Origin of the sequence: Psychrobacillus sp. L3 (assembly GCF_042945595.1) — a bacterium.
Lineage (GTDB): Bacteria > Bacillota > Bacilli > Bacillales_A > Planococcaceae > Psychrobacillus.
Genome location: NZ_CP168493.1, coordinates 619,801 through 644,552, shown reverse-complemented (window position 1 = coordinate 644,552; position 24,752 = coordinate 619,801). Strand labels below are relative to the sequence as shown.

The 24,752-nt window shown below is 37.9% G+C and carries 30 protein-coding genes; 12 read left to right on the top strand and 18 right to left on the bottom strand.

The features are described 5' to 3' along the window. Positions 1 to 127: 127 nt before the first annotated feature. Together speB and speE are read right to left on the bottom strand one after the other, a co-directional pair. Positions 128 to 1,000 (bottom strand): agmatinase, encoded by an 873-nt coding sequence (gene speB, locus ACEPXD_RS03175; protein ID WP_391119877.1) that lies wholly within the window; start codon positions 998 to 1,000, stop codon positions 128 to 130. Between the two features lie 4 nt (positions 1,001 to 1,004). After that, complete coding sequence (gene speE / locus ACEPXD_RS03170; protein ID WP_391119875.1) at positions 1,005 to 1,838, bottom strand: spermidine synthase; 834 nt, start codon at positions 1,836 to 1,838, stop codon at positions 1,005 to 1,007. 171 nt (positions 1,839 to 2,009) lie between these two features. Between speE and ACEPXD_RS03165 the strand changes: the two genes are divergently transcribed. Next, positions 2,010 to 4,079, top strand: a complete 2,070-nt coding sequence (locus tag ACEPXD_RS03165) for a transglycosylase domain-containing protein (RefSeq protein WP_413790116.1) — start codon at positions 2,010 to 2,012, stop codon at positions 4,077 to 4,079. 184 nt (positions 4,080 to 4,263) lie between these two features. Here ACEPXD_RS03165 and ACEPXD_RS03160 read toward each other — a convergent pair whose 3' ends face one another. Next, positions 4,264 to 4,428, bottom strand: coding sequence for a hypothetical protein (locus ACEPXD_RS03160; protein WP_391119871.1), 165 nt, complete (start codon positions 4,426 to 4,428; stop codon positions 4,264 to 4,266). Positions 4,429 to 4,490: 62 nt separating this feature from the next. After that, on the bottom strand, positions 4,491 to 5,006 hold the full coding sequence (locus ACEPXD_RS03155) for a YwhD family protein (RefSeq protein ID WP_391119869.1): 516 nt from the start codon (positions 5,004 to 5,006) through the stop codon (positions 4,491 to 4,493). Between the two features lie 67 nt (positions 5,007 to 5,073). Between ACEPXD_RS03155 and ACEPXD_RS03150 the strand changes: the two genes are divergently transcribed. Continuing rightward, positions 5,074 to 5,259: a 2-hydroxymuconate tautomerase gene (locus ACEPXD_RS03150; RefSeq protein WP_391119867.1), complete on the top strand. Its 186-nt coding sequence runs from the start codon at positions 5,074 to 5,076 to the stop codon at positions 5,257 to 5,259. Between the two features lie 181 nt (positions 5,260 to 5,440). Here ACEPXD_RS03150 and ACEPXD_RS03145 read toward each other — a convergent pair whose 3' ends face one another. The 3 genes from ACEPXD_RS03145 to ACEPXD_RS03135 form a co-directional block, all read right to left on the bottom strand. Beyond that, entirely contained in the window at positions 5,441 to 5,956 is a 516-nt protein-coding gene (locus ACEPXD_RS03145; RefSeq protein ID WP_391119865.1) for a YwgA family protein, read from the bottom strand. Positions 5,957 to 5,969: 13 nt separating this feature from the next. Beyond that, complete coding sequence (locus ACEPXD_RS03140) at positions 5,970 to 7,265, bottom strand: HD domain-containing protein (RefSeq protein WP_391119863.1); 1,296 nt, start codon at positions 7,263 to 7,265, stop codon at positions 5,970 to 5,972. A gap of 181 nt (positions 7,266 to 7,446) precedes the next feature. Beyond that, positions 7,447 to 7,674, bottom strand: a complete 228-nt coding sequence (locus ACEPXD_RS03135; protein ID WP_391119861.1) for a DUF1450 domain-containing protein — start codon at positions 7,672 to 7,674, stop codon at positions 7,447 to 7,449. A 157-nt stretch (positions 7,675 to 7,831) separates the two neighbouring features. Here ACEPXD_RS03135 and ACEPXD_RS03130 point away from each other — a divergent pair, with 157 nt between their 5' ends. After that, complete coding sequence (locus tag ACEPXD_RS03130; protein ID WP_391119859.1) at positions 7,832 to 8,455, top strand: RsfA family transcriptional regulator; 624 nt, start codon at positions 7,832 to 7,834, stop codon at positions 8,453 to 8,455. A 17-nt stretch (positions 8,456 to 8,472) separates the two neighbouring features. Here ACEPXD_RS03130 and ACEPXD_RS03125 read toward each other — a convergent pair whose 3' ends face one another. Then, a complete protein-coding gene (locus tag ACEPXD_RS03125; protein ID WP_391119857.1) occupies positions 8,473 to 9,312 on the bottom strand; it encodes a biotin/lipoate A/B protein ligase family protein in 840 nt (279 codons plus the stop codon). Positions 9,313 to 9,324: 12 nt separating this feature from the next. After that, a complete protein-coding gene (gene pta, locus ACEPXD_RS03120; RefSeq protein ID WP_391119855.1) occupies positions 9,325 to 10,272 on the bottom strand; it encodes a phosphate acetyltransferase in 948 nt (315 codons plus the stop codon). Between the two features lie 152 nt (positions 10,273 to 10,424). Between pta and hemQ the strand changes: the two genes are divergently transcribed. From hemQ to gerQ, 3 genes are all read left to right on the top strand, one after another. Continuing rightward, positions 10,425 to 11,174: a hydrogen peroxide-dependent heme synthase gene (gene hemQ / locus ACEPXD_RS03115; protein ID WP_391119853.1), complete on the top strand. Its 750-nt coding sequence runs from the start codon at positions 10,425 to 10,427 to the stop codon at positions 11,172 to 11,174. Between the two features lie 156 nt (positions 11,175 to 11,330). Next, a complete protein-coding gene (locus ACEPXD_RS03110; protein ID WP_391122974.1) occupies positions 11,331 to 11,699 on the top strand; it encodes a cell wall hydrolase in 369 nt (122 codons plus the stop codon). Positions 11,700 to 11,718: 19 nt separating this feature from the next. Further along, complete coding sequence (gene gerQ / locus ACEPXD_RS03105) at positions 11,719 to 12,039, top strand: spore coat protein GerQ (protein ID WP_391119851.1); 321 nt, start codon at positions 11,719 to 11,721, stop codon at positions 12,037 to 12,039. Positions 12,040 to 12,488: 449 nt separating this feature from the next. On the opposite strand, the gene ACEPXD_RS03100 is transcribed toward gerQ, so the two are convergent. From ACEPXD_RS03100 to ACEPXD_RS03085, 4 genes are all read right to left on the bottom strand, one after another. Continuing rightward, the gene (locus ACEPXD_RS03100; RefSeq protein WP_391119849.1) at positions 12,489 to 12,869 is read right to left on the bottom strand and encodes a DUF423 domain-containing protein; all 381 of its coding nucleotides are present in this window, start codon (positions 12,867 to 12,869) and stop codon (positions 12,489 to 12,491) included. A gap of 119 nt (positions 12,870 to 12,988) precedes the next feature. Further along, positions 12,989 to 13,264: a YwdI family protein gene (locus tag ACEPXD_RS03095; protein WP_391119847.1), complete on the bottom strand. Its 276-nt coding sequence runs from the start codon at positions 13,262 to 13,264 to the stop codon at positions 12,989 to 12,991. 170 nt (positions 13,265 to 13,434) lie between these two features. Continuing rightward, entirely contained in the window at positions 13,435 to 14,088 is a 654-nt protein-coding gene (locus ACEPXD_RS03090; protein WP_391119845.1) for a uracil-DNA glycosylase, read from the bottom strand. A 6-nt stretch (positions 14,089 to 14,094) separates the two neighbouring features. Next, positions 14,095 to 14,844 (bottom strand): DUF4230 domain-containing protein, encoded by a 750-nt coding sequence (locus ACEPXD_RS03085; protein WP_391119844.1) that lies wholly within the window; start codon positions 14,842 to 14,844, stop codon positions 14,095 to 14,097. A gap of 104 nt (positions 14,845 to 14,948) precedes the next feature. Between ACEPXD_RS03085 and ACEPXD_RS03080 the strand changes: the two genes are divergently transcribed. The 5 genes from ACEPXD_RS03080 (at position 14,949) to ACEPXD_RS03060 (ending at position 18,747) form a co-directional block, all read left to right on the top strand. Further along, the gene (locus ACEPXD_RS03080) at positions 14,949 to 15,209 is read left to right on the top strand and encodes a hypothetical protein (protein ID WP_391119842.1); all 261 of its coding nucleotides are present in this window, start codon (positions 14,949 to 14,951) and stop codon (positions 15,207 to 15,209) included. Between the two features lie 70 nt (positions 15,210 to 15,279). Beyond that, on the top strand, positions 15,280 to 16,113 hold the full coding sequence (gene thiD, locus ACEPXD_RS03075) for a bifunctional hydroxymethylpyrimidine kinase/phosphomethylpyrimidine kinase (protein WP_391119840.1): 834 nt from the start codon (positions 15,280 to 15,282) through the stop codon (positions 16,111 to 16,113). A 135-nt stretch (positions 16,114 to 16,248) separates the two neighbouring features. After that, positions 16,249 to 16,599: a YojF family protein gene (locus ACEPXD_RS03070; protein ID WP_151698815.1), complete on the top strand. Its 351-nt coding sequence runs from the start codon at positions 16,249 to 16,251 to the stop codon at positions 16,597 to 16,599. A gap of 13 nt (positions 16,600 to 16,612) precedes the next feature. Further along, positions 16,613 to 17,299, top strand: a complete 687-nt coding sequence (gene bshB2 / locus ACEPXD_RS03065) for a bacillithiol biosynthesis deacetylase BshB2 (RefSeq protein WP_151698814.1) — start codon at positions 16,613 to 16,615, stop codon at positions 17,297 to 17,299. Between the two features lie 107 nt (positions 17,300 to 17,406). Beyond that, on the top strand, positions 17,407 to 18,747 hold the full coding sequence (locus ACEPXD_RS03060) for a YjiH family protein (protein ID WP_391119837.1): 1,341 nt from the start codon (positions 17,407 to 17,409) through the stop codon (positions 18,745 to 18,747). A 426-nt stretch (positions 18,748 to 19,173) separates the two neighbouring features. On the opposite strand, the gene ACEPXD_RS03055 is transcribed toward ACEPXD_RS03060, so the two are convergent. Further along, positions 19,174 to 20,118: an L-threonine 3-dehydrogenase gene (locus ACEPXD_RS03055; protein WP_391119835.1), complete on the bottom strand. Its 945-nt coding sequence runs from the start codon at positions 20,116 to 20,118 to the stop codon at positions 19,174 to 19,176. A 170-nt stretch (positions 20,119 to 20,288) separates the two neighbouring features. Between ACEPXD_RS03055 and ACEPXD_RS03050 the strand changes: the two genes are divergently transcribed. Then, positions 20,289 to 20,927 carry a hypothetical protein gene (locus tag ACEPXD_RS03050; protein ID WP_391119833.1) on the top strand — a complete coding sequence of 213 codons (639 nt, stop codon included), beginning with the start codon at positions 20,289 to 20,291 and terminating at the stop codon, positions 20,925 to 20,927. A gap of 42 nt (positions 20,928 to 20,969) precedes the next feature. Here ACEPXD_RS03050 and ACEPXD_RS03045 read toward each other — a convergent pair whose 3' ends face one another. The 4 genes from ACEPXD_RS03045 to ybaK all read right to left on the bottom strand — a co-directional run bounded on the left by ACEPXD_RS03045 (position 20,970) and on the right by ybaK (position 24,748). Then, on the bottom strand, positions 20,970 to 22,166 hold the full coding sequence (locus ACEPXD_RS03045; protein ID WP_391119831.1) for a glycine C-acetyltransferase: 1,197 nt from the start codon (positions 22,164 to 22,166) through the stop codon (positions 20,970 to 20,972). Positions 22,167 to 22,367: 201 nt separating this feature from the next. Continuing rightward, positions 22,368 to 23,453 (bottom strand): hypothetical protein, encoded by a 1,086-nt coding sequence (locus tag ACEPXD_RS03040; protein ID WP_391119829.1) that lies wholly within the window; start codon positions 23,451 to 23,453, stop codon positions 22,368 to 22,370. Between the two features lie 53 nt (positions 23,454 to 23,506). Continuing rightward, on the bottom strand, positions 23,507 to 24,157 hold the full coding sequence (locus ACEPXD_RS03035; protein WP_391119827.1) for a YczE/YyaS/YitT family protein: 651 nt from the start codon (positions 24,155 to 24,157) through the stop codon (positions 23,507 to 23,509). A 99-nt stretch (positions 24,158 to 24,256) separates the two neighbouring features. Then, positions 24,257 to 24,748, bottom strand: a complete 492-nt coding sequence (ybaK, locus tag ACEPXD_RS03030) for a Cys-tRNA(Pro) deacylase (RefSeq protein ID WP_391119826.1) — start codon at positions 24,746 to 24,748, stop codon at positions 24,257 to 24,259. Positions 24,749 to 24,752: the final 4 nt, after the last annotated feature.

Here is a 24,752-nt window from a genome sequence, read left to right as displayed (position 1 = left end):
TTTACCGATAAATAGCAGTCTACGCTTTCTATTTCACAAAACCTAAAATCATTTCACGTAGTAGTTTACTAGCGGTGTTTGCTGTTTGCTCCTGCGCAGGCTCGTCGCAGTAACAGTAGATAGCTTTCTATTTTATCCAGCCTAAGATCATTTCGCGTAGCAACTTCGACGCTGTATTGGCTGTTTGTTCAGACGAATCGTATATTGGCGCAACTTCTACTAAGTCAAAGCCAACTACGTTTACTCCTGAATTTGCGATTGCGTGGATAGAAGCTAGTAGCTCACGGCTCGTGATTCCGCCGCAGTCTACTGTTCCTGTTCCAGGTGCGTGTGCAGGGTCTAAGACATCGATGTCAATTGTGACATAAACAGGTCGACCTGCAAGCGTTGGAAGTACTTCTTTCAAAGGTTCCAATACTTCGAATTTGGCAATTTGCATGCCATTTTCTTTTGCCCAGTCAAATTCTTCTTTCATTCCCGAACGAATTCCGAATGAGTACACATTTTTTGGACCGATGTATTCTGCAATTTTGCGAATTGGTGTGGAGTGAGAAAGCGGTTCTCCTTCATATTCCACGCGCAAATCCGTATGTGCATCCATATGAATAATCGCAAGGTCGTTGTGGGTGTCTGCAACTGTTTTCATAACTGGCCATGATACTAAATGCTCGCCGCCCATTCCAACAGGAATTTTCCCATCTTGCATTAACTGGCGAATAAAATCTGCAATTAGATCTAAACTTTTCGCTGCATTTCCGAATGGAAGTGGAATGTCACCAGCATCAAAATAATTCACATCATCTAGCTCGCGATCTAAATACGGGCTATATTCCTCTAAACCAATCGATACTTCACGAATACGTTGCGGGCCAAAACGTGAACCTGGACGATAGCTTACCGTCCAGTCCATTGGCATGCCGTAAATGACTGCCTGCGCTTCTTGGTAATTTTGCTTGCTTTTAATAAATACATTTCCTGAATAAGCTTCATCAAATCTCATATGCTTATTCTCCTGCAAGATCTTTCACAAATTTCGGTAAAACGAATGCCGCTTTGTGTAGCTCTTTTGTATAATATTTTGTTTCAATATCAAAGAATTGCTCTTCTGGTACTTGAAGTGGATCGTATTTTTTCGAACCAATTGTGAAGCACCAAAGTCCACTTGGGTACGTTGGAATATTAGCCAAATACATATTTGTAATTGGGAAAATTTCTTTTACGTCTTTTTGTACTTGTCTGATTAAGTCTGCTTTGAACCATGGGTTATCCGATTGTGCTACGAATAGTCCATCTTCTTTAAGCGCTTTAGAGATTCCTGCGTAGAAACCTTTTGTAAATAAATTCACTGCAGGTCCGACTGGTTCTGTAGAATCTACCATAATTACATCGTATTCGTTTTCTGACTCAGCGATATGCATGAAGCCATCGCCAACTTGAACGTCTACACGTGGGTTTTCTAATTCACAAGCGATTTCTGGTAAATATACTTTCGAATACTCAATCACTTTTCCATCTATATCAACAAGTGTTGCTTTTTTCACTTTAGGATGCTTCATAATTTCACGGATTACTCCACCATCCCCGCCTCCAACGACTAATACATTTTCTGGATTAGGATGTGTAAATAAAGGAACATGTGCAACCATTTCGTGGTACACAAACTCATCTCTTTGTGAAGTCATTACCATGCCGTCTAAAAATAGCATATTCCCCCACTCTTCTGTTTCTGCCATTTCTAGTAGTTGAAAGTCCGTTTGCTCTGTATGAAGTGTCCGTTTCACCTTCATTGTGATGCCAAAGTTCTCAGTTTGCTTTTCTGTAAACCAAAATCCAGCCATGTATCTATCTCCTCTAACTATATATTTTATGTGTACTTTTTTTAAAAAATTAAATACAAAGAAAGTATAGAGGTTTTTGACAAAAGTGCAATACTTTTTTCTTCTTCTGTTTAATTTGAATCTATTGTTCTCATACTAATGAAAACATCAAAAAGAACGGGGTAGATTTTTATGCGTCGTGTGCAACATCGGAAAAAAGTCAAACGATCAAAACGCATGAAAAGGTTTTTTCTACTTAGTATTGCTGCTATTTGTGCATTGTCCGGTGCATTTGTAACCCTTCGTATTTATGCGCAAATCGTTGGTGCACCTATTATTCAAGTCCCTATTTCCTCTGTCTTTTTAGATAATCAAGGAAATGTAATTGGTGATCGATTTGAAGAACAAAGACGTTACTGGGTTTCATTGGATGAGATGTCCCCTTTCCTATCTCAAGCCGCAATTGCAGTGGAAGACAAGGACTTTTATAAGCATCACGGATTTGATTATTCCCGAATTGCTTCTGCTCTTTTGAAGGATGTAAAAGCAGGTAAAAAAGTGGAAGGGGCAAGCACTATTACGCAACAATACGCACGAAATTTATTCTTAACACATGAAAAATCATGGAATCGGAAAATAAACGAGGCATTATTTGCGTACCGGTTAGAAATTTTTTACGAAAAAGAAGATCTATTAGAAGGTTATTTAAATACGGTCTACTTTGGTCACGGAATGTACGGTGTAGAAGCCGCAAGTAGGTTTTATTTTGGAAAAAGCGCAAAAAATATAACACTATCAGAGTCCGCTTTATTAATGGCTATTCCAAAAGGACCTTCGCATTATTCTCCTTTGGTAAACGAAAAGAAAGCAGTAGACAGACAACAACTAATTTTGAAACTTATGGAAGATCAACAATTTGTAACAACAGCGCAACGTGAACGGGCGAAAGAAGAAAAATTTGTATTGAAAGCGGAAGATTCTGTTGTAACGAAGAAAACTGCGCCTTACTTTTTAGAGGAAGTTTGGAAAGAAGCGAGCGAAATTGTAAAGAGAAAAGGTCAACGCATCGAGGAAGGTGGGTGGATGATTGAAACGACATTAAATAAACAACATCAACAAGTTGCAGAAGAAGTAATTGAAAAGTGGATGCCAGAAGGTGAGTTGCAAATTGGGTTTATTAGCATGGAACCGAAAACTGGCTATGTTACGGCAATGGTTGGTGGACGCAATTTTGCAGAAAGTCCGTTTAACCGAGTTACGCAAGCAAAGCGACAGCCTGGCTCCACGATTAAGCCCTTATTATATGCCGCTGCACTCGAAAATGGTTTTTCCCCGTTAACGTATATGAATAGCGAAAGAACTGTTTTCACTTATGATAATGGCCGACGTGAATATGAACCGAAAAATGTAAATGGCGAATTCGCAGAGCACCCAATTTCACTGGCGCAGGCAATTGCTATTTCTGATAATATTTATGCAGTAAAAACGTTTGAACAAATTGGTTATAAACCATTCCAACAACTGATTAAGCGATTTAATATTGATATGGAAATTAAGAATACTCCAGCAACTGCACTTGGAACATCTGAAGTCTCCCTTTTTGATATGACGAAAGCATATAACACGATTTCTGATAAAGGAATCCAAAAAGAACCAACCTATATAACAAAAATTACTAATAATAAAGGCAAAATAATTTACGATGTGGAAAATGAAAAACCGAAAGAAAAGAAAGTATTGTTGGAGCAAGATGCATTTATGTTATCGCATTTACTCACTGGAATGTTTGACCCGACTTTTAATGATTATTCTCCAGCAACAGGAAATAGTATTCGTTCCAAGCAAACACGACCATATGCAGCGAAATCTGGAACAACTAATACCGATCAATATATAATCGGATTCTCTCCACAACTAACTGCAGGTGTCTGGAATGGCTATGACCAAGGAAAACAAGTGAGTGACGCCGAAGCAAAACAAGTAACAAAGCAGGTTTGGATTGAATTTATGGAAAAGGCCCATCAAGGATTACTAGTAGAACCATTTATTTCTCCACCTGGGATACGTGGAGTCATTGTTGACATTGAAACCGGTGGAATTGCGACTTCCGCTTGTAAGAAACAACGACTCATCTATTTGAAAGAAAAAGATATTCCAACAAAACTATGTACCGATCCAAAATTAAAACCACAAACATTTGAAGAAAGCAAAGAGGATGACCATCCATGGTCCATTTTTCCATTCTCCCTTTTTGGAGAATAAAACCAGGAACCGATTTAAGAATTCGCAATTAAATTAGGTAAAATGTACAAAAAGTATGCTGGCTTTAGACAGTAAATGGCACTTCGAGACCAGTTTCAGGTTAGGCGAGATCAACTCGTGGCTACCAGAGACTAAATCAATTTTAAATTTTTGCTACAAAATAAAAAGCTTTCTACTACCTAAATTAGGTAATAGAAAGCTTTTTCCTAGTGAAAGTATTTACAGAAAGCTTGTAAGTTTCGGATTGGGTTGTCACAAATTTCACAGGACCATACATAATTACTTCCACTAAGTGTCCTAGCATTACTGTAAAGTAAGCTTTAATTAGATTGTACTTTTTTTTCTTCATTTATTCAACCTATTAAAACCATTCTAAACATTTTTGACTTCTTGGTTGGCTATTGATAAGTATTAGATTGTTAAATCATGGTGTAGTTTTTCTTCGCTTCGATCCCACATTTCTTTATTATGCGTCTGCAGAAAGTCACTTAGAATATCCTTAGAACGATCATCCATAAAGTCTACAAGAATGTGTCGTTTCATTGATTTATCCATGCGATTTACATGATCTGCGAGAATTTTATAGCCTCTACGTTTTTCGCGATTGACAACCATTTCGCAAGCCGTCACCCCAGCATAATAGGCACCATCTGATTTTTGGTCAATTGTCACCCAAACAAGCCAGTATGGTTTTCCACCTTCTGAATCTTCTCTATTGGTCGTAAATTTAATCCCTCGTTCGGTATCACTTCTCGCATGCATCGCGCCAATCTCTACTCTTGCAACGCCTTCTTCTACATCGACAATAACTGGTGATACGTTCTCTAAGGAAAGAGAACCAATTCCAAATCCTTTATGTCCGTCTGTCGGATCATTTTTTATAATAGTGAAGCCTATTTTTTGTTTTGGTTTTTCTTCATTACCCATTCGAATGTTCCCTCCGTTCTGTTATGATATCTAGTATACAGAAAATTTCACTGAAGGAGGAAATGATATGCCATATGTAACAGTAAAAATGCTCGAAGGTCGTACCGAAGAGCAAAAAAAAGCCCTAGTTGAGAAAGTGACAACTGCTGTAGTTGAAACAGTAAATGCACCGGCAGAAAATGTAGTCGTGTTTATTGAAGAGATGTCAAAAAACCATTATGCAGTCGGTGGACAACGGTTTAGTGATAAGTAATCAGACTCGAACTCCTTTTTTATTTGGGGTTCGTTTTTTTTTTTGTTAAAAACTGTCATAGAGCAACCAGTTTTATCGTGAAAGCAACCATTTCTCTATATAAAGAGTTAACTTCATCTGAGATATAGCAATTCAGCTTTTAATAAAGCAGTGCAACAAAAAATAATATGAAAAGCCATCCCTATAGGATAGCTCGCTCATTCATTAAATTCATGACAAATGAAAATGCTTCTTCAATTTCATCTTCTGTAAAACTTAGTTTTCCTTTTACAACGTGAAGCTTTTCGATTTGTTCCTCTTTTGGCATCTGGTCGAAGTAAAGTAATGTCGATACAAGTTCAAGGAATCTAGAACTTTTTGCTTTCATTTGGGTAATGCAAGAAAGTAAAGCTGGGCCTGCCTCTTCCACTTGAGCCATTTGCGTAAAATGCTCCCCGGCATCCGTCATTTGGTATTTGTATTGAACGTAGGAACCTTTGTCTTGTCTTTCTTCTTGTAAAAAGCCCATGTTACACAGCTCTTCCACCCGTAAAGTTAACTCTTCTGAGTAAGGTCCGTACACATGAAACTCATATTTTTCTTTATATGGGTACTGTAGTTTTTTTGCAATATAAATCATTTTTTGTAGTTTCTTTCGTCCAGTTATTCCATCCGCTACTCCGATAAATTGTACTACTTTTGCATGTTCTTCTAGCAATTCGAACCCACCTTTACTTTAACAACTCTAAGATTTGTTTTTTCAATGCTTTTTTCTTGCCATCTTCTGTTAAGAAATCTTCTGGAAAGTACAACTTATGATCGGTTCGTCGTTTCCCCGAAATTGCTTCTACTATTTCTGATTCACGTGAAAGCTCTCGAATCTCTCCTGAAGACATGAGCAAATGGATGGGGATTCTCTCTCCTTCTTCCCCTTGGCGATAAAAGTCATAAGGCAAATCGGAAGACGAATCAAAAACCAAATAGTATTCAGGGTCTATACCCGCTTTTTTAAATAATAACTCTAACTCTTTCATCTTCATATAATCCTTCGCTAAATCAAATTCAATATATTGAAAGAGTTTACGATTGACAAATCGATCACATAAATCAGCTAAAATTGGATCTTCTTCCATCATCCAGAGTTGGAAATAAGTCATTAATACCCCTTCATCTAATGCGAGATAGTCTTTTAATGAAAAAGTTTCATCAAAAAAAGATTTAAAATGAGTAGGTTGTTGCTTGAAATCATACCCCTTTTCACTTAAAGCTTTTGCACGATGTAAAATTTTCGTTAATATTACTTCTGCACTTCGAGAAACTGGATGAAAATATACTTGCCAGTACATTTGATATCTACTCATAATGTAGTCTTCAACGGCATGCATACCGCTTGATTTAATAACAACTTGATCTTCACGAGGACGCATAACACGCAAAATTCGTTCCATATCAAAATGACCATAGCTAACACCTGTAAAATAAGCATCGCGCTGTAAATAATCCATCCGATCCGCGTCTATTTGACTGGAAATTAAGCTGACAACCTGCTTATTTGAGTAAGTTTTTGCAATAACATCCGCTACTTTTTGAGGGAAATCTAAGCTTACTCTTTTTAATATTTCATTTACTTCGGTATCCCCAAGCAATATAGCACCGGTAAACTTTTCATGGTCTAATCCAAACACATTTTCAAACGCATGCGAAAACGGTCCATGCCCTAAATCATGCAGAAGTGCCGCACATAATACTACTAATCTCTCAGAAGCATCCCATTCAGGACGTCCACTAAAACTATCATCTACTATTCGACGGACAATTTCATATACTCCAAGAGAGTGATTGAAACGGCTATGTTCTGCACCATGAAAAACGAGATACGTAGTTCCTAACTGTTTAATCCGACGAAGCCGTTGAAATTCCTTTGCGCCGATAACATCCCAAATTACTTGATCACGAACATGAATATATCGATGAACTGGGTCTTTAAACACTTTTTCTTCTGCAAGCTTTTGCGTTGCATAGCTCATTTAGCCACCTCCATAATTTATAGTGTAAGCACCAACATTTAAACTCGATTGGTAGGTACTGAAACTGGGTATTATTTATTCTATTATAAAGAAAAAAACCGCTCTTTGAAAGGCGGCAAAAGTTCTGATTACAATGTCTTGTTAGTCGCAGAGAAAATGGTATCTCAACTAAACGGGCTTGCTACACTTCTAATTTGGCGCGTACTTTTTCCATTAATTCGTCTTCCGATAAAGCAGCTACTGGACGATTATTTATAAATGCGAACGTTTTTTTTCGGCCTGGACCACAGTAAGATTGACATTCTTTTATTTCAATTTCTGCTTCTGGATCTATCGCCTTTAGCTTTGGAATTAATGATTTTAAATTAACGGCCTGACACTCATCGCAAACTCTAAAATGGTTTGCCATTTGCCCACAACCCTTTCTATAAATAGTGATAGTCTACAGGTCATTGTATCTTAAAGCTTATATTGCTATCAAGTGTATTTTACGTGAATAAAAGAACGTTAAGTTGTCCATTATGTTAATAGAACAACGAAACTATGAACATGGTAGGAGGACAAACATGGTAAAAATAAGACAAGATGCTTGGATGGATGAAAATGATGAAATGCTAGCAGAAATGGTACTAAGACACGTCCGCGAAGGAAGCACGCAGTTAAATGCATTTGAAGAAGCTGGAGATGAATTAAATCGAACAGCTGCCGCATGTGGATTTCGCTGGAATGCTGTCGTTCGCCATCAATACGAATCAGAGTTAAAAGAAGCGAAAAAAGAACGAAAAGAAAAGCTTCGTATTTTAGGGAAAGATTATAGACGAAGAGGAAATGGTATCTATTTAGCAAAACCAGCAGAAAGTGGTGAACGTACAGCCTCTATCCCGGTTTCTGCCCTATCGATTGATATTATTATCGCCTATCTCGTTCGATTACAGCATAGCGATTCAGACATATCAAGGTATCGCCATTTAGCAACTATTTCAAACGAAAAAATTCGAAAATTAGAAAGTGAACTTGCAAAACTAGAAAAAGAAAACGCTGCAATTAAACAAGATTACGAGCAATTCGTTCAAATTATGAACCGCGCAAGAAGACTAGTTACTTTAAATGATGAAGAAGTTCCAACTGTCCCAATTTTTCAGATGGAAAAAAACGGGAATCTAGTATCAAAAGAACCACCAACCGTTTAATGGATTGGTGGTTTTTCTTATTTTGTTAGCATTTTTTTGTTTCTATCCACTACTCGTTGCATATAAAATTGGTAGAGTTCCATTTCATCTTGTGTAACAGATTGGGATACTACATTAGTAGACAGATGTTGCAATACTTGTTGGATGCGTATGACAATATCTTCAACTGTACAATTTGTGTCTAGCAATTCATTCAAAGAGGCCATCACTTCTGGATGGATTACTGGATAACTAAATTTTGTTTCTTCACCCTGTACACCAATTTCATAAAATTGGCGTATCAAATCTGCTCGCTCACTTCCACTACCCTCTACACATAAATACACTTGGACGGCAATCCCTTGTCGAAGTCTACGTTGCGAAATCCCAGCAAACTTCTTCCCACCAATACTTAAATCATATGAACCTGGGCAATATGATCCGACAATTTCAAAAGCTTCTATTTTCCCTTCTGCTTCTGGAAATAATAGCTTAACAAATTCTAGCATTACTTCATACCCAGTAGAAATATCAATGGACTGCTTGTTTTCAGAAAGAATAATCGAAACATTAAGCACCCCATCATCTAATACAACCGCTAGACCTCCTGAATTACGAACGATAGGGGCAAACCCTTGGGTGCGTATGAAATCCTGTGCGTCTTCTACAAACGGCAGTCTGTGATCTTGTATTCCCAAAACAACTGTATTTGTGTGTACCCAAGTTCGAATCGTTGCAGGAGATTTCCCTTGTCCAACTAAATGGCAGAGTAAATCATCTGAGGCGAATGATTCTAATGCGGAACGGTTTTTTCCGCTAAGTGATTGATCCCAAAATCGCCAATTTTCTTGCTGTAATAATGTTTCTATTTGAGACATTTTCTTAACTCCCTATTCTAACGCTTGCGCTGCAGTAATATAAACTAGTTTGTATACATCCTCTACTGAACAGCCACGTGACAAATCATTGATTGGTGCATTTAATCCCTGTAAAATGGGTCCGATTGCTTCGAACCCACCTAGACGCTCTGCAATTTTATATCCGATATTCCCCGCTTCTAGAGAGGGAAATACAAAGACATTTGCATCGCCTTGCACATCTGCTCCTGGTGCTTTTTTTACTGCAATTGTTGGAACAATGCTTGCATCAAATTGCAATTCCCCTTCTATTGCTATATATGGTGCCAACTCTTTTGCTAATTTAGTTGCTTTCACTACTTTTTCCGTTTCTTCTGACTGAGCGGAACCTTTTGTAGAGAAGGATAACATAGCGACTTTTGGTTTTATTCCAAAGGCAGTAGCGGTTTTCGCACTTTCCACTGCAATTTCTGCTAAGTCTTCACTTGTAGGAGCGATTGTAATTGCACAATCAGCAAAAATATAACGAAGTTCATCTTTAACCATAATAAATGCGCCGCTTGTTTTGGTGATACCGGGTTTTGTTTTGATGATTTGAAGTGCAGGTCTTACCGTTTCCGCCGTTGTATGCGCTGCTCCACTTACTAAACCACTTGCTCTGCCTGTATAGACAAGCATCGTTGCGAAATAATTGACGTCTTTCAAAAGCAGCGCTCTTGCTTCTATTTCTGTGACTTTTCCTTTACGCCGTTCTACGAATGCGGAGACGAGGTCATCCATCCCTTCGTACGTTTTGGGATCAATGACAGTCAAACTTTTTGGAAGATTTTCGGAAGAACTTATTACGATAGGTTGAATGATCCCCTCCGCTTGCAATTTTTCAGCTGCATCTAAGACTCGTTCATCTGTTCCTTCAGGTAATACAATGGATATATTGGCTCCACTTAATTTGTGCTTTATTTCGTGAAATAAATCAGCCAAGTTTGCTCCTCCTATTGAAGTTTTTGCTAGTTCAAGCATACACGAGTTTGTCACAGATTGTCATGTGCAAATACATGCCAAGCGGGAAATATTGGGGCTTGTATGATACACTTAAAAGGCGAAATCTTTAAATAAAAGGAGTGTCTTACTCAATGAATGAAGCAGCAATTACACTAGATGGTTGGTACGTTTTACATGATTTTCGCCAAATGGATTGGACATCATGGAAACAGATTGATCCAGAACTTCGTAAACAAGCAACAGATGAATTTGTCGCATTTTTAGATGAATTACAACTGGCAGATGATGCAAAAACAGGCGCTCATGCTTTTTATGCAATTGTTGGTCAAAAAGCCGACTTTATGTTAATGACATTGCGTCCAACAATAGACGAGCTTCAAGAAATAGAAGCGAAATTCAACAAATTAACGATTGCCGATTTTACAATCCCTGCATATTCTTATGTTTCTGTAGTTGAGTTATCTAACTACTTAGCAGGTGAATCAAACGAAGATCCATACCAAAACCCACATGTTCGTGCTCGTTTATATCCAGAGCTTCAACGTTCCCAATACATTTGCTTCTACCCAATGGACAAACGTCGCAATGGCGAAGATAACTGGTATATGCTTTCAATGGAAGATCGTAAAAGTTTAATGCGTAGCCACGGTATGATTGGCCGCCAATATGCTGGTAAAGTAAAACAAATCATCTCGGGTTCAGTTGGCTTCGACGATTTCGAATGGGGCGTAACTTTATTCTCAGATGATGTACTTCAGTTTAAAAAATTGGTTTATGAAATGCGTTTTGACGAAGTTAGCGCAAGATACGCTGAATTCGGCTCATTCTTTATCGGTACAATTCTTGCTGTTGAAAAACGCAAACACTTTTTTAATATATAATTTCCAGAAAAGGTTGCATTTTTTGCAATCTTTTTTTTACGGGCTTATTCGCTTTTGGGCATGATGTAACACCTTTTTGCATAGTGTATTGTAGGAGGTGATGCATTGGCAGTAGTTCGTTCTACGGCGAAGGAGTTGGATTTACTTGCAAGATTAATGCGTGCAGAAGCAGAAGGTGAAGGCGATCTTGGAATGCTATTGGTCGGGAATGTTGGAGTAAACCGAGTTCGTGCTGACTGCTTAGACTTCAAAGATGTCCGCAATTTGGAAGACATGGTTTTTCAAAAGCCCGGTGGATTTGAAGCAACAACAAAATCGTATTTTTATCAGCGTGCACGGGAGGTTGATAGAAAACTTGCAAGGCGTGTGATTAACGGAGAACGTTTTCATCCTGGAGAGCGTTCTTTATGGTTTTTTGACCCAGGTGGCGATTGCCCTGCTCAGTGGTATAACCAATGGAACACTGGACGTTTTAAAGCACACTGCTTCTACTCCCCTTCAGAAGAGGATTGCCCTAGCATTTAATTACAGAAAGGATGTATGAATGGTTCAATATTATTGGCACCCCGGAGGCTATCCACAACAGCAGCAAATGACCCCACCAAGCGTTCCACTACCCGCTGCTAGACGTCAAGAAGAATCCTATATTGAAAATATTTTGAGAATGAATAAAGGAAAGCTCGGTACATTCTATTTTACATTCGAACACAGTAAAGAACATAACTCAATAGTTATTACAGGCTATGTCGAAGCTGCCGGCCGAGATCACGTTATTCTTAGTGATCCCAACGGCAAAAGATACTTAATGCTCATGATTTACTTTGACTACGCAACATTCGATGAAGAAATTAATTATAGCTTATGAGAAAAGAGGCTTATCCGGTATAGTGGATAAGCCTCTTTATGATTTGAAATGGTTGTTCTTGCTCCGGAATTGGTCTCGGTCAGGTGCGAATTGGTTGCGCCTGCATATGAATTGGTTGCTCTTCTATGCGAATTGGTCTCGGTCTGCCGGATTATTACTGTTAATAGATAATAATTACAGGTAAATTTGCTAGATTAGCACTCATTTATCATGTCTCACAAAGAGCTAATTCTTTATTTGAGAAATGGTTGCGCTTGTTCTGGAATTGGTTGCGGTTAGATGTGATTTGGTTGCTCTTGCATCTGAATTGGTTGCTCTGCTATGCAAATCGGTCTCGATCTGCCAGTTACTTACTGTTAATAAATAATAATTACAGGCAGTTTGATAGAGAATGTAATTTACCTCAAAATAAAAGACCAAACCCATTTATGATTTGGTCCTTCAAATTATTAGTTTGCGTATTTTGCTGCTGCAACGATTAGCATGATCCATCCTACTAGAAAGGCTACTCCACCGATTGGGGTAATGGCACCTAAAACACTGATGCCCGATAAGCTTAATGCGTACAAGCTTCCTGAGAATAAAACAATTCCTACTAAAATTAAATATCCTGCAGTATTCAAGGAAGTGACATGACCTAGTAATTTACTACTCATCAAAATGCCGATTGCAATTAATGCGAGTGCATGAAACATTTGATATTGAACAGCCGTTTCCCATACTGCTAAATACTTTTCAGATAGTCTTTCTTTTAAAGCATGTGCACCAAATGCGCCTAGTGCTACAGATAAAAATCCATTAATCGCCCCTGCGATGATAAAAAATTTCACAAAAGTCTCCTACTTTCTAATAGTCTATTTATGCTCGGATTTTGCATTATGATTGGCACAATTTAATTTCTAATTGATCCCCCAGAGGTTTTTGCTTTCTTTAGCGCTACTGAAAAAGTTTAAAAATCAAATAATGATTCTCCGTTGGCATCGTTTTCTTTTAATGTGATTGGTTGTGCAGAGATAACTGGTGCTGACTGGATGGGACTAACGGATGTAGTGGAATCTAGTACGACATCACATAATGCACGGATGGCGGCAAATGCCTCTCGCGTAGCCTGTCCATTCGTTTCCATTTTCGCTTTATGTATTTGTTTTTCTATTTGATTCAAAATTTGTTCATTCGAAATCATCTTTTTTGCACCTCCACTTGCTTTTGTTCGAATTTTAAACACTCCATGCCAGAGGTACGATTTACTAATGCAGATGGGAGCTCTTTCGTTTTAAATCCATAAGCCTTACATCCACGAGGATTACTGGCATCCCATGTAGTAAAAAAGTGGCGGCATTTAAAACAGTTCACAGCCATTGCACTCCCCCACTTTCATTCCATATAATAGCATAATTACAGACAAAAATCGATTGGCGTCTCCCCCCAGGCTTGTAGCTGTGCATTTATTTTTGAGTATGGCTTACTACCAAAAAAACCTCTATATGCACTCAATGGGCTTGGATGCGGTGCTTCTAAAATGACATGCTTCCTTGTATCAATTAACTTTTTTTTCACTTGAGCTGGTTTCCCCCATAAAACAAAAATGAGCGGCTTTTCTCGTTCCGATAACTTTTTTATCATTGTATCTGTAAACGTTTCCCAGCCCGCTCCTTTATGCGAATTAGCCTCCCCTGCACGAACAGTTAATACTGTATTTAACAATAAAACTCCTTGCTTAGCCCAGCTTTCCAAATATCCGCTTGAAGGACCCGGACAACCCATATCATCCGAAAGTTCTTTGAACATATTGCGTAAGCTTGGCGGAATAGGTACTCCTGGCTTCACTGAAAAACTCATACCATGCGCTTGTCCTTCTCCGTGATATGGATCTTGACCAAGAATCACTATTTTCACTTCATTATAAGTTGTCGCACGAAAAGCACTTCCAATATCAGCTTGTGCAGGATAAATCGTTTGTTCTGAATATTCTTTCTCAAGAGAGGATTTTAGCTTCACAAAATAGGCTTTTTCTCGTTCTTCCACTAGAATCTCTTCCCAACTAACCACTACGCATCACTCCTTAAATTCTACTTGTACATCATAGTCCACTAATTGGAACATTTCTTTCACCGATTTCGCTGCGTTTACTTCTGCTAATTGCAATAACCCTTGTCCTGTAGTTTCTTCGATCATCATTTCTTTGGCATTGTCTGCAAGGTCATACGCTTCTTTTATATCCGCTTTTTCACGAAATAATCCTTCATAAGAAAATACCTCTACTTGATCGAATAAAATCTCCGGCCCACCTAAAAATTGCGCCTTAGGTAATGTGAGTTTCGCTGTTTTATTTTTCTCGTTCACTTTTATATCAGACTCTGTCACTTTTGAAAAATCTACTCCAGCCCTCACGGAGCCAGGCACTACTACTAGTAACTGCCTTTTTGTTCCTGGTAAATCAATACCGATTTCTTTTCCAAATAATGCATTATCTTGTCGTTCAATAATTACTTTTGTAAAAGCTTGAGCTGTTGATAATTCATTCAAAGCTTGTACTTGCTCAATAAACGAACCTTTATTTTCCGTAAATGTACTTCCTTTAATTGCCCAAAATGCAGCAAATGGTAAGGCTGCTAGCAGTAGAAGAACAATAAGTGCAATCGCAAAGAAGGATTTAAAACCTAGTTTAAATAAAAGACGGCGCACTTTCCAAAAGCTGATTCCTCTATTAATAGGACTTTCTGCAATCGTAGCGACTGTTTCATTTTGTGCTTTTAATTCTTTTAGTAATTTTTCCATTTCGCGAATTTTATCGTCATTTCTCATGTCATCCCTCTTTTCCTTTCAATCTACTACGTTAACAGTAGCGAAAAGTTTCTCTATTAACAACTATTCGATACATGGTACGATGAAAAAAAGGGGATGTGCAAATGGCCGATTTACATTATCGCGAAAAGTTGAGGACGATCGAGAAAGCAGCTACAACATCTAATGAAGTTCCTGACAAGGCAAAAAATTTAGGTATGGGCTGTTTCACTTTAGGAACGATTCTATTCATAGCATTTCTTCTATTCATAGCATTTTCTTTATTTGCAAATGGCATTGTTATAGGTTCCATTATTACTATTTTCATTGCGATTATTTTACTATTTGTTTTGATCAAATTATGGATTGCCCCAAAGCTTCCATAATTCAAAAATTCGCCTTAATCTGATACAATGAATTATATTAAATGATGGAAATATAAAGGAGACTTTTGAGATGTCTATTAAAAAAACATTAACAATTGCTGGCTCTGATACTTCTGGTGGAGCTGGAATACAAGCAGATTTAAAAACTTTCCAAGAACACGGTACATACGGTATGAATATTTTAACGGTGGTTGCTACAATGGATCCCGACAACGGGTGGAGCCACAATGTATTTTCCCTTCCTGTTGAGGAGATTAAACGTCAAGCAAAAACGGCATTGTCTACAAACGTGGATGCGATAAAAACAGGTATGTTAAGTACGGAAGAAATTATCGAAACTGCTGGTATTATTATTGAAGAATCAGGTGTGAGTCATGTAGTAATTGACCCAGTGATGGTTTGTAAAGGCGAAGATGAAGTGCTTAATCCAGGTACTGTAGATGCAATGATCAAATACTTACTGCCACGTGCACAAGTTGTCACTCCTAATCTTTTTGAAGCTGGACAACTTTCAGGTCTTGGAATATTGAAAACAATCGAAGACATGAAAGCTGCTGCGGAAAAGATTCATGCACTTGGCGCAAAAAATGTTGTGATCAAAGGTGGAAAACAACTAGCGCATGAAAAAGCAGTTGATTTATTCTACGATGGACAAACCCATACGTTACTTGAAACAGAAAAAACAGAAACAACTTATAACCACGGGGCTGGCTGTACGTTCGCAGCTGCTGTTACTGCTAACTTAGCAAATGGATTTACAGTTTCAGATGCAGTATTTGAAGCAAAAGAATTCGTTTCCGCTGCAATTGCACACGGCTGGAAGCTAAATCAATACGTTGGGCCAGTTCTACACGGGGCAAAAGGAAAATACGGTGCTCCAGATGTAACTACAACTATAGTTTAATGAATAACTTACTTACTCGCAAAGTCATTTCGGACTTTGCGAGTTTTTATGTTTGCACTCAAAATCTCAATCATTCGCTTCAAGAACTTTTTTTCATTATACTAATAATAGACAGTATGCTAGGAGGATTTAGAAATGGAAATTGTTAAGGTGGAACAATTACAAGAGCTTTTGAATAATTTTGCAAACGAAGATGTTTATATACATTTAGAAACAACGAATGGTGCTTATGCCACACATTTTAATGAAAATGTGTTTAATGCGGGTGCTTTTATCCGCAATGTACTAATCCGTTTTGAACTAGGAAAAGTGGCTGGGGAAGCACCACATCGTGTTGGTTTAAAATTGCCTCATGGGTGGGTTTATGCGCAAGGTATTACGCACTTTCAATTAGACGAGCATGGCCGCCTACTTATGGCTGGCCACGATCAAAGCGGAAAACTAGCGGTTGCGCTTGAAATTAGTAGAACACCATTCACTTATTAAGGAGGAAAAATAAATGACTTTACCAATGGAACGACATGTATTAGTTGTATTCCCTCACCCTGATGATGAGGCTTTTGGTGTCTCTGGCACGATTGCAACTTATATAAAACAAGGAATACCTGTAACGTATGCATGCTTAACTTTAGGAGAGATGGGAAGAAACCTAGGAAATCCTCCTTTTGCAACTCGTGAAACACTACCACAAGTTCGAAAACAAGAGCTTCTGGCATCCGCCAAATCTATGGGTGTCACAGATCTTCGAATGATGGGACTAAGGGATAAAACGATTGAATTTGAAGATGACGAAAAAATGGTTGGCATGATGGAGAACTTAATAGAAGATACGAATCCTTCTCTAGTAATCACATTCTATCCAAATTATGCCGTGCATCCAGATCACGATGCTACAGGACGCGCGATGATTCGTGCCATTCGTCGTATGCCGGAAGAAAATCGTCCAACTATTTATGCTCTTGCCTTTTCGAACAATTCGAAAGAAGATCTAGGTGAGCCGGATATTATTCATAATATTAAAGATTCCCGTGATGAAAAAATGGGATCGATGCGAGCACATATTTCACAAACAGCTTGGATGCTACAGGAAATGGACAAACGTTTAGCGGATGGAGAGCCAGAAGCGGAAAACTGGCTACATTTCGAACGTTTCTACACTTACGATTTCAACAAAGATTTCGAATAGTAGAACATCCTGTAATGCTATAGACTTTCTAATATAAATGAATTAGTATGTATGAATAATTCGTTCATTCGCATAAATATTCATTTATAGAAAGTTGGTCTTTTATTTTGAAAAAGTTTTCGTTATCTACTTGGATTTTATTCCTGCTACCATCCATAGCAGGTGTTATTTTATTTATGATTCCCCTGCCAACTGCAGATGGTTTTAAAATTCCCATAGCGTTATTTGGGAGTATATTATCAAGTTGGTTAGAACCAATCGTGCATTGGATAGCACTTGCAACCATGCTAATTGCTGCAAGTGGTTCCGTTGTATTTTTATTCAAACCGAAAGAAAACACATTTTTTAACAATCTATTTAAAGTGACGTTATTTTGGACGGTTACACGAGTTGTTGGAGCAGTATTTGCGGTATTAATCATTTTTCAAATTGGACCTGAGGTTGTTTGGAATGAGAATACTGGTGGAATGTTATTAAGTCCAGATGGATTAGTTTCTTTCCTTTTTACTATTTTCTTATTCGCCGGATTGCTATTACCATTGCTATTAAACTTCGGGTTGCTTGAATTTTTCGGGACGATGATGGTTAAAATTATGCGCCCATTATTCAAACTTCCTGGACGTTCTGCAGTGGATGCACTGACTTCTTGGGTTGGTGATGGAACGATTGGGGTCCTACTTACAAGTAGACAATATGAAGAAGGCTATTATACGAAAAAAGAAGCGGCTATCATTGGTTCTACTTTTTCAGTTGTTTCTATTACTTTTTGTATTGTCGTAATAGAGCAAGTTGGATTGGCTAATTATTTCATTCCTTATTATTTGACTGTATTATTATGCGGGATTGTTCTTGCTTTTATAATGCCAAGAATATATCCACTTGCAGGTAAGTCAGAGACACATATTGACGGTCGTCCATTAGATTTGGACGCTGAAAAGTATCCTGAAAACTATAATGCATTTACGCATGGACTAGAAAAGGCATTGAATACGGCAGATCGCAATCGTTCTGTTACTAAGTTCTTTTCTGATGGTGTAAAGAATGTGATTGATATGTATATTGGCGTGGCTCCTGTTGTATTAGCATTCGGTACGATTGCTTTAATGCTCGCTCAATATACTTCGGTCTTTGCCATTTTGGGGAAACCATTTGAGCCGTTATTAATGTTATTTGGCATTCCGGAAGCTGCAGCAGCTGCTCAAACGATGGTTGTTGGATTTGCGGATATGTTCTTGCCTTCTATTTTAGGTGGATCGATTGACTCCGAAATGACTCGTTTCTTTATCGCGACGATGTCGGTTACGCAGTTGATCTATATGTCGGAAGTCGGTGGATTGTTACTCGGTTCGAAAATTCCAGTGAACTTTAAAGATTTGCTTGTGATTTTCTTATTGCGTACCCTTATTTCATTTCCGATTATTGCATTAGTTGCACATTTATTATTCTAATTAAAAGAAGCTTAAGTCCATCTTGTACTCACCATTTCCCAAGTGCTTTGGACTAAACAATGGCTACACTATTACCTTTGGAATTGTGGATTGAGAAGTGACTGCGTCACTTCTCAATCCACTTTTTTCGATAATCTTGTTGCGGTTGTTTGTCCGTCGCCCTCTTGGAATGTTGAGAGACAAGGTTCATAAGGTTTGGTTAATGAGAGATGAGATCCTGTTCTACTCTTTTAAAAGCAGACGAAGATATAATTTCGTCCGCTCAGCGCTTTTTTATCAATGGATACTTTTTTTTTTTAGTACTACCGATCCTCCAGCGACCCTGTGTCAGGCTCAATTCTCCTCCAAATTATGGATTACATAGGGTCGCGGATATTATAAAACAGCTGACACCTTTTATCTAGTGTCAGCTGTTTTTTATGCGAGTTAATTTTTTGCTGCTAATTTTTCGAGCATATCTTTTGTCATTGTATCAAGATCATATTTATAAGAGAAGCCCCACTCTTCTTTAGCAGCAGTTGCATCAATCGAATCTGGCCAGCTATTTGCAATTGCTTGGCGAACTGGGTCTACTTCATAATCCATTGTAAATGTTGGAATTACTTTTTTAATGGATGCCGCAATTTGCTCTGGCTCGAAGCTCATTGCTGTAACATTAAATGCATTTCGGTGAATCAATTTCGAAGCATCTGCTTCCATTACGTCTACAATCGCTTGAAGAGCATCTGGCATATACATCATATCCATATACGTTCCTTCCGCAATGTACGAAGTATACTTCCCTTCCGCTAAAGCTTTGTAATAAATATCCACCGCATAATCCGTCGTTCCTCCACCTGGTAATGTTTCGTTGGAAATCAAACCGGGAAAACGCACGCCACGAGTATCTAATCCAAATTTTTGAAAATAATAGTCACAAAGAAGTTCACCAGAAACCTTGTTAACTCCGTACATAGTTGTCGGACGTTGAAGCGTATCTTGTGGTGTATTCTTTTTAGGTGTAGATGGCCCAAATGCTCCAATTGAGCTTGGAGTGAAAAATTGCATGTTTAATTCACGTGAAGCTTCAAGTGCATTCACAAGTCCACCCATATTTAAATTCCAAGCAAGTAAAGGCTTAGCTTCCGCAGTTGCTGATAAAAGAGCAGCCATATGCATCATCGTATCTGCACCAAAATCTTTGGCAATCTGATGCATTTTCTCTCCATCAGTCACATCTAAAAGTTCAAAAGGACCGCTTTCTTTTACTCCTGATGAAATATTTCTTATATCCGTTGCCAGTACATTTTCAGCACCATATTCTTTACGTAGTTTTGTAATTAATTCCGAACCAATTTGTCCTAAAGCACCGGTTACCATAATCTTTTTCATATCTTTTTCTTCCTTTCGAAAACAAATGTGTTTTTGGAGAGAACATACTATATTGGAAAAACGCTGATTTAATAATGTTTTGATTTATTTTATTATACGTTGTTCGGTGGTGGAACACAACAATCCATTTTAATTATGATTTGGTATAATGAAAAGAAAAAAAGAGGTCTATGATGAAATTATTTCATAATACATTAATTATTCTACTTGGATTAGTGCTTACAATTGTCATGCTTATGCTTGAATTACCAATTTGGTTTATTTACCTGAGCACACTTATATTATATGTACTCATTTTAGTCGTTCCCCAAATGTACACCGTATATAAATCAAATAATTTAAAGCGGATTGAACGATACTTAGAGCAAAACAAACGAAAACCTATTTTTGCCTATCCACTTGCTATAAAAACCGGTGATCCTGAAAAGATTATCGAATCGATTCAAGCAATTTTAAATAAACATAACAGTCGCTATATGCAAGAAGTGTATAAAACTAATCTTGCATTTTATGAAAATAACGTATCAAAAATAGAACAACTAGCGAAACAAATTAGTAAGGAACCACTACGTACTTATTACATAGCCTATGTTGAAGTATTAAAGGGAAATTTTGAGGAAGCAAGGAAACAAAAAGAAAACTTGCCGACTGGTTGGATGCCCTATGCGATTGAAGCAATTATTGCTAAAGAACAGGGAGATATCGTTTCCTTCCGTAAGGAGGCAGATGCGAGTATTGATCAGGCTCGAGGTATTCAGAAATTTAGTCTGTTTTATTCATTTGAGCATATGGAGAGAAGTATTGAATAAGATAAAAAGCAGCCTATATTGGCTGCTTTTTATCTTATTTTTTTATGAAATTACTCCAAGCTCCCGACCAACCTTCGCATAAATACCCAATGCCTCATCCAGCATTTCTTTTGTATGTGCGGCTGTTGGCATGTTGCGGACGCGGCCTGTGCCTTTTGGTACAGTTGGGAAGACGATGGATTTTGCGTAGACGCCTTCTTCAAATAGTCGTTTAGAGAAAGTTTGTGTTAGCTTTTCGTCACCAATGATACATGGTGTGATTGGTGTTTCGGAAGCACCGATATTAAATCCAAGCTTAGATAATCCAGCTTTCAAGTAATCTCCGTTTTCCCACAGCTGGTCATGTAGTTCCGTAGAATCGATGATTATTTGAACTGCTGCAGTGATTGCTGCTACATCGCCAGGTGGTAATGCAGTGGAGAATAAAAACGGACGTGAGCGAACTTTTAACCAGTCGATTAAATCTTTTTTACCTGCTACGTATCCGCCTACTACTCCGATTGCTTTAGAAAGCGTACCAATTTGGAAATCGATTTCTTTTTCTAAACCGAAGTGCTTCACTGTTCCTTTACCTTTTCCAGTTACGCCTGAACCGTGTGCGTCATCTACATAAGTAATTAGGTCGAATTCTTTTGCGATTTCTACGATTTCAGGAAGTTTTGCAATATCTCCGTCCATCGAGAATACGCCATCAGTGATAACCATTACTTTATTGTACATGCCTGATTCTGTTGCTTGTTTTGCTTTTGCACGCAAGTCATTCATATCAGAGTGGTTGAAAGGAATAATTTTTGCTTTAGAAAGTCGGCAACCGTCGATGATGGATGCATGGTTTAATTGATCCGAAAGAATCGCATCGTTTTTATCCATTACGGCTGAAATTGCTGCCATATTACAGTTGAAGCCTGATTGATACGAAATAGCTGCTTCTGTTCCTTTGAACTCTGCAAGTTTTGTTTCTAATTTTACGTGAAGATCTAGTGTACCATTGATCGTACGAACTGCTCCTGCTCCAACTCCATACTTGTCCACCGCTTCTTTTGCAATGCGTTTAAGTTCCGGATTTGTTGCAAGCCCTAAATAGTTATTAGACGATAGATTAATAAGTTCCGAGCCACGGACATTTATCTTCGCTCCATTTGGTCCTTCTACAGGGTCGATTTCGTTATATAGGCCTTGGTCTTTCAATTCATTTAGGTTTTCTGTTAAAAAATTGTTTAATACGTTTGACAAGGTCATCTTCCTTTCAAGCGAAATAGTCACTTCTATCTTAACATGCCTAGACAAAAAGACAAAAAAAACCGCAGACATTAGTCAGCGGCATGGCATTAATTAATTTGTTGCTTACTGCATATGAGAATTTCTAGTTAGTTGGAGTTTTAAGATGGTTAGTTGGAATAATCACGAGTTTAGTTGGAAAGTATTTTTAATCTCCGCAATTCACCCTATTGTATCGACCATTTTATTATGCAACTTCCTCCATTTATCTTCATCTATGGCAGAGTCGTACATCATTTTAATCGTTTTAAAATCAGCAGCATACGTACAAAGATAGTCTTGTGCAAGCTCCATTTCAGAAGAATACCTTTGTTGTACTTCTATTAGTTTCTCATCATCTAATAATGATGGATCAATATGGGTAAAGAAGTCAACTATTTCATCGCCTTCTCGTTCAGGTTCGTATACATGTGGACTGGTTGCATCCACCATACATAATTGCAATTCTGGAATAACAACTCCGTCTACACTATTTGCGTCCAACCCACACCAAATGTAACGTACATCTAGCCCATGTACTTTTGCTTCTGCACCAAACTTTTTCATAAAGGAGGACTTTCCGCTACCTGGTAATCCTTTGATAAATAGTCTAGATTTTAAGTTTTTAGAGATTGAATTTAGCGTATCCTTTGCACCGAGTGGAGTAAGTGATCCCATCAGGCGATGTGTCACCTTTGGATTTTTTTGAAGTGCCACATTACCAATTGCTTTCTTTTTTAATTCATCCAATAAAGCATTTATCCCTTCCCAGTTAACGGCTGGTTGGGTGAGCTGCTCCCATTCATCATGGATAACTTTAGCACGAGAAAGTGCTTGCAGTCCTTTTGAAAGCCACACATCATTCGTAATTTGCTTATCTCGAATTTGTGGACCAATTTCTCGAAGTTTACTTTCATCATACGCGTCATAATATGGAACCCACTCATGACCTGCACCATAATAAGATGGATCGACTGCATCCGTTTGTAGATAAAGCGTTTTCGTATCCTTAATATATATCCCTTCTAACACTTCTTCATGAAGGGGATCGTAAAACCATTCCATATTTTTCCCTCTACGAATACCTGCATACCCTATTTCTTTTAAAATATCAGTTAATCGATAGGAAGTCGGTCCCTTAAAAAAGTAAACTTTTTTAGCTTCTTGAATGATTTCTTTATAGAAACTTTTAACACCTTGTCCCGTATATGATTTACCCATATAGTGCGTAATTGTTCCGTTCAAATCGTCATCCTTTCTATCATTCATTCAATGAATAATATATGCAAAACCATAAGATTATATGAAAAAAGTGCAGAAAATCATTTCTGATCTTCAGCACTTTTTTTTATGTATGGAATTGTATAGCCGCAAATTTGAAATAAAAACTTTTGAGACATTGGCAATGTATAGTGAACTAGTTGACCTAACAAAACTGCAATAATAACCGTCCCTATTCCTACTGGTCCTCCAAGTGCCCAACCAACGAGCCCAACGATGACTTCTAGAGAAGTACGTACCACTTTTATGCTCCACCCTGTTTTTTTTATGAGCAACAACATAAGTGAATCACGGGGCCCTGCTCCTACATTTGGCGCCACATATACCCCAACACCAATGCCCGTTACGATCACACCAACTAAGAAAATAATCAGTTGTCCAATAAAGCTTGTAACATCAGGCAAGAGCCAGTTAAACACATCAATAAATGAACCAATGAAGAGTATGTTGAGCCAAGTTCCGAGTTGTGGAAACTTTTTTGTCCCAATCATCGTGACAACTACAATAAATACTCCCGTTAAAATAGCCCAAGTTCCAATGGACAATCCCAAATGTTTAAACAATCCTACATGAAAAACATCCCAAGGTCCAATCCCAAATCTTTGCCCCTTGATGGTCATGGAAATACCTAACGCCATTAAGATGACGCCACCTATAAAAAATATCCAGCGCCAAACAAATTCCTTTTTCATAAAAGTCCTACTTTCTATTTCCGTAAAAAAACCATTCACAACGTGGTTGGAATGGAAAAAATACTATTCATTTCATTATAACTTCATATGGCGGAAAAGCTAAACACTTTTTTTCTTACTAATTTCCGCAAGTTCACCCTTTGTCATTTGGAGTAAATCAGGAACCGCAAGCTTCACTTGAAGTCCTATTTTCCCACCACTCACAATTATATAATCTAGTCCTTGTGCGCTTGCATCTACAATCGTAGAAAATAACTTTTTCATTCCAATTGGAGAGCACCCTCCGCGGATATACCCTGTAGTTGGAAGAAGATCCTTTAGATGAAGTAGCTCTACTTTTTTCTCATCTACTGTTTTTGCAACAGCCTTTAAATCTAATTCGTTATCTACTGGAATAATACATACAAAGTATTTGTTTGTTCCGGCTGTAACCAGTAACGTTTTATACACGACAAAAACAGGGTAGCCTATTTTATTCGCTACAGTCACCCCGTCTACTTGATCTCCAGTTAACTCATATTCTATTAAATCGAACGGTATTTTTTGTTGCTCCAATATTCGAACAGCATTTGTTTTTTGCTTTTTTCCCATTTGT

What these genes read in the sequence shown, in the direction of transcription:
- ACEPXD_RS03080 (WP_391119842.1), top strand. Translation starts at nt 14,949, where the DNA reads ATGGCCGATTTACATTATCGCGAAAAGTTGAGGACGATCGAGAAAGCA.
- ACEPXD_RS03155 (WP_391119869.1), bottom strand. Translation starts at nt 5,006, where the DNA reads ATGGGTAATGAAGAAAAACCAAAACAAAAAATAGGCTTCACTATTATA.
- thiD (WP_391119840.1), top strand. Translation starts at nt 15,280, where the DNA reads ATGTCTATTAAAAAAACATTAACAATTGCTGGCTCTGATACTTCTGGT.
- ACEPXD_RS03035 (WP_391119827.1), bottom strand. Translation starts at nt 24,157, where the DNA reads ATGAAAAAGGAATTTGTTTGGCGCTGGATATTTTTTATAGGTGGCGTC.
- ACEPXD_RS03085 (WP_391119844.1), bottom strand. Translation starts at nt 14,844, where the DNA reads ATGAGAAATGACGATAAAATTCGCGAAATGGAAAAATTACTAAAAGAA.
- hemQ (WP_391119853.1), top strand. Translation starts at nt 10,425, where the DNA reads ATGAATGAAGCAGCAATTACACTAGATGGTTGGTACGTTTTACATGAT.
- ACEPXD_RS03165 (WP_413790116.1), top strand. Translation starts at nt 2,010, where the DNA reads ATGCGTCGTGTGCAACATCGGAAAAAAGTCAAACGATCAAAACGCATG.
- ACEPXD_RS03110 (WP_391122974.1), top strand. Translation starts at nt 11,331, where the DNA reads ATGCGTGCAGAAGCAGAAGGTGAAGGCGATCTTGGAATGCTATTGGTC.
- ACEPXD_RS03050 (WP_391119833.1), top strand. Translation starts at nt 20,289, where the DNA reads ATGATGAAATTATTTCATAATACATTAATTATTCTACTTGGATTAGTG.
- ACEPXD_RS03125 (WP_391119857.1), bottom strand. Translation starts at nt 9,312, where the DNA reads ATGTCTCAAATAGAAACATTATTACAGCAAGAAAATTGGCGATTTTGG.
- ACEPXD_RS03135 (WP_391119861.1), bottom strand. Translation starts at nt 7,674, where the DNA reads ATGGCAAACCATTTTAGAGTTTGCGATGAGTGTCAGGCCGTTAATTTA.
- gerQ (WP_391119851.1), top strand. Translation starts at nt 11,719, where the DNA reads ATGGTTCAATATTATTGGCACCCCGGAGGCTATCCACAACAGCAGCAA.
- ACEPXD_RS03040 (WP_391119829.1), bottom strand. Translation starts at nt 23,453, where the DNA reads ATGAATGATAGAAAGGATGACGATTTGAACGGAACAATTACGCACTAT.
- ACEPXD_RS03150 (WP_391119867.1), top strand. Translation starts at nt 5,074, where the DNA reads ATGCCATATGTAACAGTAAAAATGCTCGAAGGTCGTACCGAAGAGCAA.
- speE (WP_391119875.1), bottom strand. Translation starts at nt 1,838, where the DNA reads ATGGCTGGATTTTGGTTTACAGAAAAGCAAACTGAGAACTTTGGCATC.
- ACEPXD_RS03130 (WP_391119859.1), top strand. Translation starts at nt 7,832, where the DNA reads ATGGTAAAAATAAGACAAGATGCTTGGATGGATGAAAATGATGAAATG.
- ACEPXD_RS03055 (WP_391119835.1), bottom strand. Translation starts at nt 20,118, where the DNA reads ATGAAAAAGATTATGGTAACCGGTGCTTTAGGACAAATTGGTTCGGAA.
- ACEPXD_RS03070 (WP_151698815.1), top strand. Translation starts at nt 16,249, where the DNA reads ATGGAAATTGTTAAGGTGGAACAATTACAAGAGCTTTTGAATAATTTT.
- speB (WP_391119877.1), bottom strand. Translation starts at nt 1,000, where the DNA reads ATGAGATTTGATGAAGCTTATTCAGGAAATGTATTTATTAAAAGCAAG.
- ACEPXD_RS03045 (WP_391119831.1), bottom strand. Translation starts at nt 22,166, where the DNA reads ATGACCTTGTCAAACGTATTAAACAATTTTTTAACAGAAAACCTAAAT.
- bshB2 (WP_151698814.1), top strand. Translation starts at nt 16,613, where the DNA reads ATGACTTTACCAATGGAACGACATGTATTAGTTGTATTCCCTCACCCT.
- ACEPXD_RS03160 (WP_391119871.1), bottom strand. Translation starts at nt 4,428, where the DNA reads ATGAAGAAAAAAAAGTACAATCTAATTAAAGCTTACTTTACAGTAATG.
- ybaK (WP_391119826.1), bottom strand. Translation starts at nt 24,748, where the DNA reads ATGGGAAAAAAGCAAAAAACAAATGCTGTTCGAATATTGGAGCAACAA.
- ACEPXD_RS03140 (WP_391119863.1), bottom strand. Translation starts at nt 7,265, where the DNA reads ATGAGCTATGCAACGCAAAAGCTTGCAGAAGAAAAAGTGTTTAAAGAC.